Origin of the sequence: Aureimonas sp. N4, from assembly GCF_001463925.1 — a bacterium.
GTDB classification, from domain to species: domain Bacteria; phylum Pseudomonadota; class Alphaproteobacteria; order Rhizobiales; family Rhizobiaceae; genus Aureimonas; species Aureimonas ureilytica_A.
In genome coordinates this window covers 1-12368 of sequence record NZ_BBWS01000018.1, presented here as the reverse complement: position 1 = coordinate 12368, position 12368 = coordinate 1, and the positions used below count along the sequence as shown (strand labels likewise).

Annotated in this window: 11 protein-coding genes and 1 pseudogene; 6 read left to right on the top strand and 6 right to left on the bottom strand. The window is 67.8% G+C overall.

Annotation, left to right across the window (positions count from 1 at the left end):
- Positions 1–187 (bottom strand): annotated as a pseudogene (locus AUL28_RS06155) (glycosyl transferase); the annotation flags it as partial.
- Positions 188–482: 295 nt separating this feature from the next.
- Between AUL28_RS06155 and AUL28_RS06150 the strand changes: the two are divergent.
- Both AUL28_RS06150 and AUL28_RS06145 read left to right on the top strand, forming a co-directional pair.
- Complete coding sequence (locus AUL28_RS06150; protein ID WP_062231024.1) at positions 483–1202, top strand: response regulator; 720 nt, start codon at positions 483–485, stop codon at positions 1200–1202.
- Between the two features lie 3 nt (positions 1203–1205).
- A complete protein-coding gene (locus AUL28_RS06145) occupies positions 1206–2462 on the top strand; it encodes an ATP-binding protein (RefSeq protein ID WP_062231022.1) in 1257 nt (418 codons plus the stop codon).
- Here the strand turns inward: AUL28_RS06145 and AUL28_RS06140 are convergent.
- The 3 genes from AUL28_RS06140 to AUL28_RS06130 form a co-directional block, all read right to left on the bottom strand.
- Positions 2452–3162 (bottom strand): hypothetical protein, encoded by a 711-nt coding sequence (locus AUL28_RS06140; RefSeq protein WP_062231020.1) that lies wholly within the window; start codon positions 3160–3162, stop codon positions 2452–2454. The genes AUL28_RS06145 and AUL28_RS06140 overlap by 11 nt on opposite strands.
- A gap of 167 nt (positions 3163–3329) precedes the next feature.
- Entirely contained in the window at positions 3330–3725 is a 396-nt protein-coding gene (locus AUL28_RS06135; RefSeq protein WP_058600025.1) for a diacylglycerol kinase, read from the bottom strand.
- The gene (locus AUL28_RS06130; protein WP_062223485.1) at positions 3722–5365 is read right to left on the bottom strand and encodes a phosphoethanolamine transferase; all 1644 of its coding nucleotides are present in this window, start codon (positions 5363–5365) and stop codon (positions 3722–3724) included. Before AUL28_RS06130 ends, AUL28_RS06135 begins: the two co-directional genes overlap by 4 nt.
- Before the next feature lie 252 nt (positions 5366–5617).
- On the opposite strand from AUL28_RS06130, the gene AUL28_RS06125 reads away from it, so the two are divergent.
- Together AUL28_RS06125 and AUL28_RS06120 are read left to right on the top strand one after the other, a co-directional pair.
- A complete protein-coding gene (locus tag AUL28_RS06125; protein ID WP_058600026.1) occupies positions 5618–6289 on the top strand; it encodes a response regulator transcription factor in 672 nt (223 codons plus the stop codon).
- Positions 6282–7730 carry a sensor histidine kinase gene (locus AUL28_RS06120; RefSeq protein ID WP_062231018.1) on the top strand — a complete coding sequence of 483 codons (1449 nt, stop codon included), beginning with the start codon at positions 6282–6284 and terminating at the stop codon, positions 7728–7730. Before AUL28_RS06125 ends, AUL28_RS06120 begins: the two co-directional genes overlap by 8 nt.
- A 57-nt stretch (positions 7731–7787) precedes the next feature.
- On the opposite strand, the gene AUL28_RS06115 is transcribed toward AUL28_RS06120, so the two are convergent.
- Positions 7788–8684: a hypothetical protein gene (locus AUL28_RS06115; protein WP_062231017.1), complete on the bottom strand. Its 897-nt coding sequence runs from the start codon at positions 8682–8684 to the stop codon at positions 7788–7790.
- Between the two features lie 144 nt (positions 8685–8828).
- Here AUL28_RS06115 and AUL28_RS06110 point away from each other — a divergent pair, with 144 nt between their 5' ends.
- A complete protein-coding gene (locus tag AUL28_RS06110) occupies positions 8829–9503 on the top strand; it encodes a response regulator transcription factor (RefSeq protein ID WP_062231016.1) in 675 nt (224 codons plus the stop codon).
- Positions 9504–9562: 59 nt separating this feature from the next.
- Entirely contained in the window at positions 9563–10987 is a 1425-nt protein-coding gene (locus tag AUL28_RS06105; protein ID WP_062231015.1) for a sensor histidine kinase, read from the top strand.
- Positions 10988–11036: 49 nt separating this feature from the next.
- On the opposite strand, the gene AUL28_RS06100 is transcribed toward AUL28_RS06105, so the two are convergent.
- Entirely contained in the window at positions 11037–12269 is a 1233-nt protein-coding gene (locus AUL28_RS06100) for a GNAT family N-acetyltransferase (RefSeq protein ID WP_062231014.1), read from the bottom strand.
- Positions 12270–12368 lie beyond the last annotated feature (99 nt).

Sequence of the window (12368 nt, the reverse complement as noted above, 5' to 3'; positions counted from 1 at the left end):
CGCCTGCGCCGATCATGTTGGGCAGGGGCACGATCTCGATGTCGCGCCCGAACCCGTCGAACAGATGCGGCCCCGCCGTCAGCACCGAGACCGGCCGGTCCTTCGCAAATTCCGACACGAGCGCCATGGTGCGGTTGGCGTGTCCACGCCCCTGATGATGCACGAAGAAGGAGATGGGTTTCTTCAAGGGGGTGCCGAGCTCCAGGGAGGGGTGCGGATGGCCGCAGGGACGGGGGCATATCGGCCGCATCCGCGAAATGACGAGTCCGGGGATCGGTAGGCGGGACGTGACCGGGCGCGTGCCATCGTCGCGGCGAGGGCAAAGGCTGCGTTTGGCGGGCTGCGACGCGGGGGAGCGTTGCGCGGGCGGATTGTCGCGCGTCACGCCGCCAGCAAGGTTTCGCAACAAAAAGATCCGTTCCGCCACGGCCAAACCGCGCTAACGAGAGTAAGGGACGGCCTCCAAAGCGAAGGCAAGGCGGATGAGCTTGGGCATCAAACTTCTGGTGGTGGACGACGACGCCGACATCCGGCACCTGCTCGGGCGCTATCTGGAAGATCAAGGCTTCGTGATCCGGCTGGCGGCGGATCGGCGCGATTGCGAAAGCCGGTTGGCCGCCGAGACGTTCGATCTCGTGGTGCTCGACGTCATGCTGCCGGATGGCTCGGGGCTCGATCTCTGCCGCGAGGTGAAGGACCGCACGCCCGACCTTGCCATCATTCTCCTGACCGCCCTCAAGGAAGACATCGACCGCATCATCGGACTAGAACTGGGCGCCGACGATTATCTCGTGAAGCCCTTCAACCCGCGCGAACTGGTGGCCCGCATTCGCGCCGTGCTCCGGCGCGGCGGCCGGGGGAGCGAGGCGGTGGCTCCCGCGCCGCGCTACCGTTTCGAGAGCTTCCATCTGGACACCGCGACACGCCGCGTGCGCGACGAGGGTTCGGGGCAGGACGTCGATCTGACGGGCGCGGAGTTCGATCTCCTGGTGATCTTTCTGGAGCGACCTGGCCGCGTCCTGTCGCGCGACATGCTGATGGACCTTCTGCACGGGCGCAGCGCCACCGATCCGTTCGATCGCACGATCGACGTCACCATGAGCCGGCTTCGCAAGAAGATCGGCGACAACGGGGTGTTTCGCCTGTTCAAGACGGTGCGCAACGGCGGATACCAGTTCGCGGCCCCGGTCGAGAAGGTCTGAGCCATGGTGTCGCTGCGCAACCGGCTGGCGCTGCTTCTCGTCGGGGCGATCGTCGGCGTCGTGGTTCTGGCGGCGGTTGTGACCTTCCAGATTCTGGACCACGACGACTCCGCCGATTTCGAAGGCATGTTCGCCGAAAGCGTGTCGCTGGCTCTGCGCGTCGCCGAAGGCTCAGGCGCGAAGGCGCGGGCAGCGGGCATCGAGACCGGCCCGGAGCCACGTGCCCGCGAAGTTCACGAAGAACCGAGCGCGGAGCTGGCCCGGCGGCTCCGGACCGAGGGTAAGGAATTGGACGTGCGTGTCGTCTCCAGCGAGGACGGCCGGCACTTCCGCATCGCCGTGCCGCTCCGCGACGGGACATGGATGTTCCTGCACTATCCCGGCCTGCCGCCTTCGCCCATCGGCCCGCTCGTCTCCTATCTCTCGCTGGTGACGCTCGGCGCGATCGCCGTGGCTCTGATGGCCGCGCGGCGGATCACCGGACCCTTGCGCGTTCTGGAACAGGCCGCCGCCTCGGTGCGCCCGGACGGAACGCTGGCCCCGCTCACGCCCAAAGGGCCGGCGGAACTGCGCGCGACGGCCGAGGCGCTGAACCGCCTGTCGGAGCGGGTCCGCTCGGCGACCGAGAGCCGAATGCGCCTCGTGGCCGCCGCCGGCCATGATCTGCGCACGCCGATGACGCGTCTACGCCTTCGCGCCGAGTTTCTGCCCGAGGCGGAGCGCGAAGCCTGGCTGAGGGATCTGGGCGAACTCGACGCCATCGCCGACAGCGCCATCCGCCTCGTGCGCGAGGAAGTGGCTGCCGACCCGCCCGAGCCCGTCGAGCTGCTGGCGCTGCTCGGCGAGATCGCGGGGGAACTCGGCGCGATCGGGCGCCTGGTGCGGTTCGAGGGCGGCGCGGCGAGCGGGTTCGTGAGGGGCCAGCGCCTCGCGCTCAAACGCGCCTTCAGCAATCTCATCGACAATGCCGCGACGCATGGCGGGGGCGCGGTGCTGCGCCTGGAAGGCTCAGGCGAGGCTTGGCGCGTCGTGGTCGAGGATCGCGGGCCGGGCATCCCGGCCGAGCTTCTGGCGCGCGTGTTCGAGCCCTTCTTCCGGGTCGATGCGGGACGGCGCAAGACCCATGGCGGCGCAGGGCTCGGCCTTGCCATCGCGCATGAAATCCTGGAGCGGCACGGCGGCACGATCCGCATCGAGAACCGCGAGGGCGGCGGCCTGCGGCAGGTGGTGAACCTCCCCCGCTTCGAGCCTACCAGTTGACGAGGCGGGCCAAGCTTCCGGCAGCAGCGTGGCCCGTGTCCCACGCGGCGGAGAGTGAACGGGTGAGAAGGCCGGGCGCGGCTTCGGCCGGCTGCCGTGCGGGACGAGCGGGGCCTTGCGTCTCGGCATCGGCCACGATCTCGCGGGCTGACGCTTCGAGATCGGCGAGGCGCGTGCGGGCCGGCGTCGCCGGGCGACGCGCGGCCTTCGCGATGCTGCGATGCAGCAGCGGATCGCGGGACTCGCAGGCCGGCGCGCATTGGTCGAACAGAAGCACACCGTCCTTCCGCGCTGCGTCGAAGCTTGCCAGCCGAACCGGCGGGGAAGGGCGCGCGGCGGCGGGCTTGGCTTCGGCCTGCGACTGCATCTCTGCGACCGGCCCGAACACACGGGCGGGAACCGGCAGCCGCGCCTCGCGCACGGGTTTGCTCACGCTGGCGGTCATTATGGGCGTCGTCTCAGTGTCGCTGGCCCTCATGACTCCGCTGTCGAGCCCCGGCAGCACCATGGCCTCTCGTTGGGGCTCGCTCTGCGCGGCTTCCTCGGCAAAGCCCGGCCATGGCGCATCGCCCAGTCCAAGATCGATATGGGACGCGGCATTCAGCGCGATCATGACCGAGCCCGACAGAAGCGCCTGACCGGCAAAGCGCCGGGCAAGACGGGTCAGAGGGTGAAAGCTGTGGGTCTTCGCTGAAGCCATGTCCGATCGTCCTTGTGGGTCGAACGGAATCTGCGCTCTTTGGGAGACACCAGTGGGGCCGCCTCGTTACGTTTTGTGACCGAGATTTCCGAAATGTTGCGGAGCGTGTCGGACGCGTGTGCGCGCCCGGAACCCGGCAAGCGCTTGTTCTGGCGCGGCTTTCGGCGTCAGAAGGCGCGCAGCAGCACCACGGCGCCATAGCCGCAATTGGCGAGAATGAGGCAGAAGACGGCAAACGAGCCGAGATCCTTGGCCTGCTTGGCGAAGTCGGAAATCTCCGGCGACACGCGGTCCACGATCACCTCGATCGCCGTGTTCAGCGCCTCGCCGGCCATGAGCACCAGCATCAGGACGATCTGCACGAGGAAGTCGAGCGGGCTCGCCCCGATCAGCGCGAAGACGCCGAGCAGCGCGCCGCCCGCCATCAGCTCGTGCCGAAAGGCGGTTTCTCCGAGAATGCGGCGGAAGCCGCCGAAGGAATAGCGCGCGGCCGCGAAGAGATGGCCCGCGCCGCGCTTCTTTTGAGGCGCCGCCGTCCGGTCGAGCGAAAGATCGAGGCTCATGGGCGAGTTCCGATGGAGGCGAGGGTCTTTCCCGTGCCACGGCACGGGGCGAAGGCATCGAGCTCACGGCTGTAAACCGAGGTCGAAACGTCCATCAAGCCCAAAATCGTGTGAAACACATTGTCGTGCGAGAGATCTGCGCTAGCGCGAGCCTTCAGGCAGGACGTGTCGATCCCGAACGCGGTCTGATAGCTCTGCGAGAACCAGGCGACCTGAGGCACATGGGTCTGCGTCGAGGGCGCGATGAAATAGGGCGCGGCGTGAAGATAGAGCCCGTTTTCGCCCAGCGACTCGCCATGGTCGGACACGAAGAACAGCGCGGTCGAAAGCCTGTCCTCGCCCTTCAGCGTATCGATGATTTCGGACAGGACATGGTCGGTATAGAGGATCGTGTTGTCATAGGCGTTGACGATCTCGGCGCGCTCGCAATCGGCGAACTGCGCCGTCTGACAGGCCGGCTGGAAGCGCTCGAAGTCCTTGGGGTAGCGCTCGAAATAGGCCGGGCCGTGGCTGCCCAGCTGATGCAGCACGATCACCGTGTCGGACTGGACGCTCGGCAGGGCGCGCTTCAGCCGATCCACCAGGATCTCGTCATGGCACTCGCCGCCCGAGCAGAAGCGCGGGTCGTTCGTGGCAGGCAGGAACTCGTAAGGGATGCGCTCGGCCACGCGCATGGAGCCCGTGTCGTTGTCGTACCATTCGACCTTCACACCGGCATGGGTGAGCACGTCCGTCAGGTTTTCCGTCGAATGCGCCTTGCGCTCGGAATAGTCGCGGCGCGGATAGTTCGAGAACATGCAGGGCACGGACACGGCCGTCGACGTGCCGCAGCTCGACACGTTGGAGAAGTTGAAAACGCCTCGCGCGGCCAATTCCGGCGTGGTGTTCTTCTCGTAGCCGTTCAGCCCGAAATTCTGCGCGCGCGCCGTTTCGCCGACGACGAAGACGGTCAGCACCGGCTTGCCCGCCTTGACGATGAGCGGCCCCTTGGCGGCGTCCGTGCCCAGCGGGGCGGGCGTCAGGTTGCGGTCCTCCATCTCGCGCGAGGCGAACTGGAACGCGGCGACCACGGGGGCGCTCGGGTTGAGGCTCGCGATCAGATCGCGATGCTGGCGGAAGGTCGAGGCGAAGGCCGAGTAGTTGAGGAATGTCGCGAGCGCCGCGCCGCCCAGAAGGGCGAAGACGGTCAGCGTGTTGTAGAGGAGCTTGGCGGGAAACCGGCGATGGCGCACCCGCACGAAGGCGATGGCGAGCGAAGGCAGGAGACCGAACAGAACGAGATGCAGGATGAGATTGGGCGTGAAGAGATGCTTGGCCTCGCTCGTTGTCGTCAGCGCGACATTCTGAATCATCTCCCGATCGATCAGGACGCCGAACGTGTTCACATAGTAGGAGGCGGAAGCGGCCACGAGAACGAGCGCGATCAGGACCGGCTTGATGACATATTTCACCGAGACGATGACGAGGATCGCCGACAAGAGGCAGAACAGCCCGAGCCCGAGCCAGACCAGCTTGTCGAGATGCCCGGAAAAATATTCGAGCCCCTTGCGCCAGAAGGTTTGGTTCGGCCCTACAAGAAGAAAGGCGGCCGTGAGAAGTGACAGCGAGACGCTGCCGATGACGGGGCGATGAAGGCGCATGGACATCCGGCACAGGGGTAGGATCGGTCTCGCGGCGAGCGGCGGCGAACCATGCTCGCAAGTCCGCTTCCATATCAGTTTTGTGACGTTGCGCCTTCGCGGCTTCTATACAGTTTCGTATAGAAGCTACGAGCGCCGTCCTTTGTCTTGCCGCTGCGACACGCGCTGCCGCAAAGCCGGGCGGGGAAGTCGATGGGTGGCACTGCGTCGGGAGGCGACCCGCTTTCGCCTCATGGCGCATCGGAGTCCGGCATGAAGGTTCTTCTGATCGAGGACGATCGCTCCACCGCCGATTATGTCGGCGCGGGCCTGCGCGAGGAAGGGCATGAGATCGACCATGCGCCCGACGGAATGACCGGCTTCGAACTCGCCTGCACGCGCAGCTACGACGCGCTGGTGGTGGACCGGATGCTGCCGCGCCTCGACGGCTTGTCGCTGGTGCGCGCGCTCCGCTCGGCCGGGCGCAATGCGCCCGTCCTCTTCCTCACCTCCGTCGGCGGGGTGGACGACCGGGTGGAAGGTCTGGAAGCGGGGGCGGACGATTATCTCCTGAAGCCCTTTGCCTTTTCGGAGCTGATGGCGCGCCTCAACGCCCTGATGCGCCGCGCGCCGGGGCGGCGGGAAGAGACCACGCTGGAAGTCGGAGACCTCAAGGTCAATCTCCTGTCGCGCTCCGTCTCGCGCGCAGGGACCTCGATCGAGCTTCAGCCGCGAGAATTCCGACTTCTGGAATATATGATGCGCAATCGCGGCCGGGTGCTGACGCGAACCATGCTTCTGGAGCGGGTCTGGGACTTCCATTTCGACCCCAAGACCAATGTCGTGGAAACCCATGTCAGCCGGCTGCGCGCCAAGGTGGACCGGCCCTTCGCCAGCGAGATGATTCGCACCGTGCGCGGCTCGGGCTATCTTCTGGATGCGTGAGCGCACGGGGGAGCGCGGCTCCGGCTTCTCGGTCCTGCGCACCACGACCTATCGGCTGGCGCTGGCCTATACGCTGATCTTCATTCTGGCGGTCGCGGCCATCATGGGACTCACCTACGCGGTCGCGACCCACGAAATCCGCGGCATTTCAGTGCGCGAGATCGACCATGACATGGCCGTCTTCGAATCCGCCTTTCGCGAGGGCGGCGAGGCGGAACTGCGTCACAGCGTGCATGAGCGCTCGGAAGGCGCGCCGGGAGACAGTTTCTTCCTGCTTCTGGCCCCGGACGGCAGTTTTCTTGAAGGCAATATCCCGCCCGTGCTCTGGCGCGAGGGCTGGAACCAGCAACTCGTCAATGAGGAGGTGCTGCATCTCAGCCAGGATCTGATGGACGCCGCCGCGACCAATAGCGACGACGAGGTGCGGCTCTTCTCGTTCGGGCGCGAGATCGGGCCCTATCGGCTTCTGGCCGGGCGCAACTCGCATGTGCTGCATGAAATCCAGGAGATCATGCTGGCCTGCCTGCTTCTGGGCTGCGTGGCGATCTCGCTGGTGGCCATGGTCAGCGCCTATGTCTTCAGCCGCGAGCCGGCGCGGCGGCTGAACGAGATCGCCGAGGTCACGCACAAGGTGGTCGCCGGGCGCTTCGAGCTTCGCCTGCCCGTGACGAAGCGGGGCGACGAGATCGACCGCCTGTCGGGTGACGTGAACCGGATGCTGTCGCGCATCGAGACGCTGATGGAGAGCCTGCGGCAGGTTTCCACCGATATCGCGCACGATCTGCGCACGCCGCTCGCCCGGCTGCGCCAGCGGCTGGACACGATGGCCCGCCAGAGACCCGAGCCCGCCCGCTTCGAGCGCGCCATGGAGGAGGCGATCGAGGAAAGCGACACGATCATCGAGACCTTCAACGCGCTCCTGCGCATCGCACAGGTCGAGGCCGGTGCACGCCGCGCGCGGTTTCGCCCGCTCGACCTCTCGAAGCTCGTGGACAATGTCTGCGACACCTATGGCGAGGTCGCGCTGGACGAGGGGCACAGGCTGGACGCGCGCATCGAGCCCGGTCTCTCCATCCAGGGCGATGGCGAACTCCTGACGCAACTTCTCGCCAATCTGATCGAGAACGCCATCCGCCACGTGCCGGCTCCGGCAAAGATCGATGTCCGGCTCGGCGCGCAGGGCGGGGCCGTGATCCTGAGCGTGCGCGACGACGGGCCGGGCGTCCCGGCTGAGGAGCGGGAGGCGATCTTCCGCCGGCTCTACCGGCTCGACCGCAGCCGCACGACGCCGGGCACGGGGCTCGGCCTTGCCATGGTCAGCGCCATTGCGGACCTGCACGAGGCGAGGATCGATGTGTCGGACGGCGAACCCGGCCTTTGCGTGGCGCTTCTTTTCCCGCCGCTGACGGAACTCGGGGCGCTGCCTCGCGACGGGGCATGAAAAAAGACCGGCCCCCGAGGGAGCCGGCCTTTCGTCGGATCGAACGGAGAGAGCCGATCAGCCCTCGAAACGCTCCTTGCGCAGCGTGCCGTCGAAGTTCAGCTCGACCGTCACGTCGCGCCCGCTCTTGTCCTTGGCTTCCGCCGCGACATGGCGCGGGCCGGTTTCGTAGTCGCCGACATAGGTGTAGCCGAGCTTCTCGATCGCGGCCTTGGTGGCCGCTTCGTCCAGCGGGGCCACATAGGGCTCGCGCTCGGCGATGGCGTTGTTCTCGTCCACTTTCAGATCCCAGCGCTGGCCGGCGGCGTCCGTCGCGGTGAACTCGGCATGATGGCGCTTGGCGTCCACCAGCGTCACATCCTTGTAGCCGGCATCCGCGAGGGCCTTGGCCGCGGCGTCCTTGTCCACCGAGCCGAAGTCGAACCAGCGGCCGTCGCGCTCGGCACGATCGCCCGGGGGCGGGGGCGGCGGGCCATCATGGCCGGGGCCATGGCGACCGGGACCCCCCGGTCCCTCGCGGCCCGGCCCACCGCGCTCGGGGCCGTCCCGTCCCGGTCCATCCCGGCCGGGGCCGCGATCGGGGCGGGGGCGCTCCAGCGCCACGCGCTCGCCGCCGCCGACGCTGATCGCATCGGCGCGAACCTCGCCGCCCCGGAAGGCGCCCTCCACGCTGACCGTGTCGCCCGTCTTCACCAGCGCACCATTCTCGCCGCGCGGCCCGAGTTCCACCAGCGTGCGGCCGGTCGCGTCTTCCAGAACGAAGCGGTTGCCGAAGACATCAGTGACGCGCCCGTCGAGGCGGATCGTGTTCATGTCGCGCAATTCGTTCACCTTCACCGGGGTGGCTTGCGGCGCGGCCGGGGCCTGCGCATAGGCCAGCCCTGAGCCGGCCAGAACGGGGGCGGCGAGGGCCGCGAGGGCGAGGCGACGCTTGAGGGACAGCTTGTGGGGCATTTCGAAAGTCCTTTCCGTGTGGCGGATGGAGGCTTTTTACGAGACGCCACGAAACCCCTCCTGAACCACGTGGTTCAGGTTCCGTTCAGCCGCCGGGATTAGCGCGGGGGCACCCTTGCAGCCGCAAAAAAAGAGGACGATCCGATGCGCGTGCTTCTTGTCGAGGACGATGCCGCTCTCGCCGGCGAGATCGCGGCGGCGCTGAGGGCCGAGAACTTCGCGGTGGATCATGCCGAGAATGGCGAGGACGGGCTGCATCTCGGCGACACCGAGCTTTACGACGCGGCGGTTCTGGATCTCGGCCTGCCCGATATGAGCGGCATCGAGGTGCTGCGCGGCTGGCGCGAGGCCGCGCGCTCGCTGCCCGTTCTGATCCTGACGGCGCGGGATGGCTGGAGCGACAAGGTGCAGGGCTTCAAGGCGGGGGCCGACGATTATCTGGTGAAGCCCTTCCGCGTCGAGGAACTGGTGATGCGCCTGCGCGCGCTGGTGCGCCGCTCGCGCGGCCATGCCGATGCGCGCATCACCTGCGGGCCAATCAGCTATGACGCGCAGGTCGGCACGTTCGAGAAGGACGGCTTGCCGCTCAAGCTCACCGCGCTGGAATGGCGCGTTCTCTCCTGCCTCATGCTGCGCAAGGAAGTGGTGGTGCCACGCGCCGACCTGATCGAGCGCGTCTACGAGGGCGATGCGGAGGTGGATTCCAACTCGGTCGAGGTCATCATCGCGCGGCTTCGACGCAAGATCGGCCATGGCATGATCGAGACCTCGCGGGGCCTCGGCTACCGGCTGACGGCCGAAGGGGCGGGCGTGGCATGACGGCTCCGCACCCGCACCCCGAGGCCCGTCCTCCTCTCGCTCCGCCGCCCGCGCATCGCTTGACCCACCGGCCTTTCTCTCGTCGGTTCGCCCGTCTGTTCGGCGGCTCGTTGCGCGCGCGTCTCGTCGCCTCGGCGGTGCTGTTCGTTCTCGTCGCCATTCCTTTGACCGGCTTGGTGCTCGCCCATGTTCTGGAGGGCATCGTGCGGGCGGAGGTGGCGACGCGGCTCGATCTGCAACTCTCGACCCTGCGCGCGGCGCTGACCCAAGACGATCCACGACCCCGGCCGGGCCGGCCATCGGGCGACGCCAAGCCGGGGCGCGATAACAGCTTCGACCGGTTCGGCCCGGAGCCGCCGCCCTTCGACCGGCCGGGCTCGGGCTGGTACTGGCGCATTCTCGTGGACGGGCGCGAGATGGCCTCGTCCCGCTCGCTCGGCCCTCGCTCGCTCGACATGCCGGACCCCGAAGACGAGGACGGCCCCCCCCATCGTCTGCGTCCGGCCCAGGACGAGGACGGCCAGGAACTTCTGGTGCGCTCGCTGCGGTTCGAGCGCGAGGGCGAGAACATCCGCATCGACGTGACCGCCCCGCGCGGCGCGCTGAGCGCGCCCCTGCGCGACGCGATCCTCGCCGTGGCGTTGACGCTCGCAGGTCTCGGCCTCCTCCTGATCGGGGCGATCGTGTTTCAGGTGCGCTTCGGCCTTCTGCCGCTGGAGCATCTGCGCGGCGCGCTGAAGGCCGTGCGCGAGGGGCGGCGCGAGCGGATCGAGGGGCCGCAACCGGCCGAGCTGAAGCCGCTGGTGGACGAGCTGAATGCGCTGATCGCGCAGGATGCCGCGCATCTACGTCAGGCGCGGCTGCATGTCGCCAATCTCGCCCATGGCCTGAAGACGCCGCTCGCCACCTTGAGCGCGGCCGCCGAGCGCCTCGACGCGGGCGAGCGGCAGGCCGAAATGCTGGGCCTCCTCGACCTCATGGACCGGCGCATTCGCCATCACCTGCGCCGTGCCCGCACGGCGGCGCTGGGCGGCACGCGCCGGCAGGCCGATGTAGCGCGCCACGGGCGCGATCTCGCCGCCATGCTCGATAAGTTCCGCGAAAACGAGGCCGTGCGCATCGAGGCGCGCCTGCCCGAGACGCTGCCGGCCGGCGTAGACGGGGAGGATCTCGACGAGATGCTCGGCAATCTTCTCGACAATGCGCGCCGCCATGCGCGCAGCCTCGTGACGTTCGACGCCGGGAGCCAGGGGCGCGAGGTGCTTATCCGCATCGGGGATGACGGGCTGGGCCTGTCGGAGGCCGAGATCGCGACGGTGCGCCAGCCCGGCCGCCGGCTGGACGAAAGCCAGCCCGGCCACGGCTTCGGCATTCCGATCACGGCCGAAATCGCGGAGCTTTACGGCGGCCGGCTGGAGTTCGGCCGAGCAGGCGAGGGCGGGTTGGAAGCGCGGCTCGTGCTGCCGGCTGCGACCGTGGAGTGAGGCCGGCAGAATGACACCGGCGGTTGCCGACACGGCAACCGCGCGCACCTCAGTCGCTGTCGGGAGCGCGCGGCTTGTCCGGTGCCGTGTTCGCCGCAGGACGGTGGCTCAGACGGCGGAGCTTGCCGCGCCAGGAGCGCAGGCGGCCATAAAGCGCCCCGTTGCTTTTCAGTCGCGCGCGCAGTTCTTCGGCGCCCTTGTCGGCCAGGGCCATGGCGTGGCCGCGCAAGGAATAGACCTCTTCCAGACGGAAGAAGGGGCGACTCAAAGCCCCCACGCTTTGCTTGTAGCTTTGGCCACCGACCGAGAAGTCGAAATAGGTGACACCCTCGCGGCAGGCCTGTTCGATGGCCAGGCTGATCATGAAGAGGCCGGGCGCGGTGTTGCGTGCGCGCTCGTCATCCATGGCGATCAGAATGCCATGGGCCACGTCCCGGTGGACCAGGTTCAGCATCAGCGCCAGGCAATCGCCATCCAGTTTGAGGCCGATAACCTGCGCCGAGCCGCCGGAAAGCCCCTCGTGAGCCGCCTGCCGGTAGAACTGGCCGTAGGCCGGGCTCGACAGAATGTCGAAGCGCCCAAGTTTACGAAACCGTGCGAGCCGCAGATGCAGCAGCTGGTCCATCATAGCGTCCACCTCGGCCGGCGTTCGAGCCACTTCGAAGCTCAGCGTGCCCAACGCCTCCAGCCGTCGCCGCGTCTTGCCGACCTGCTTGACGAAGGATGGGCGGAAGACCCTGGCCGCCAGCGTGTCGGCGGGGCCGGGTGTTGCCATGCCGGATACCGATAGCGCCGAGTCCTGAATTCCATCGACGAGCGCCAGCGGGTTGGGAATGCCGGGCACGATCTCATGCGGGATCGAATCGAGACGCAGCCGGTCCGCCTTCGGCAATGCGGCACGGACCGCCAGCCAGAAGCGCCGGGCCTCCTCGGCCGTGTAGGCGACGGGCTGGGCAAGGACCGGCGCGGTATAGTCGCATACGCCCGCGCTGAGAGGCACGATCTCCGTCAGGCCCGCCTTGCGCCTGATCGCCAGCGGCAGGAGCAGGATCGGTGCGCCGCTCGCCGCGTCGCGGAGTTCCACGATGAGAGGTTCGGACTTGTCCAGCGCCAGAAGATGTTCCACCACCAGCGCCATCCAGTCATAGCGCTGATGGGCATTGCAGACGCCCTGCGCTTCGCAGGCGAGCCAGAGATCGCGAACCGATGCGAGATCGCGGTGAAGCCGTGCGACGGGTGTCACGGCGACTGGCGCGCTTGAGGGAAGGGAACGCTCATCCATGCGATCGGCCCGAGAGGAAGCGGAGGGAGAAGGGGCGGCCGGCCTCGCGCGGGGCGAGGCGACGGCTGACGGCGGTCCAGGAGAGAACGGCCACTAGAA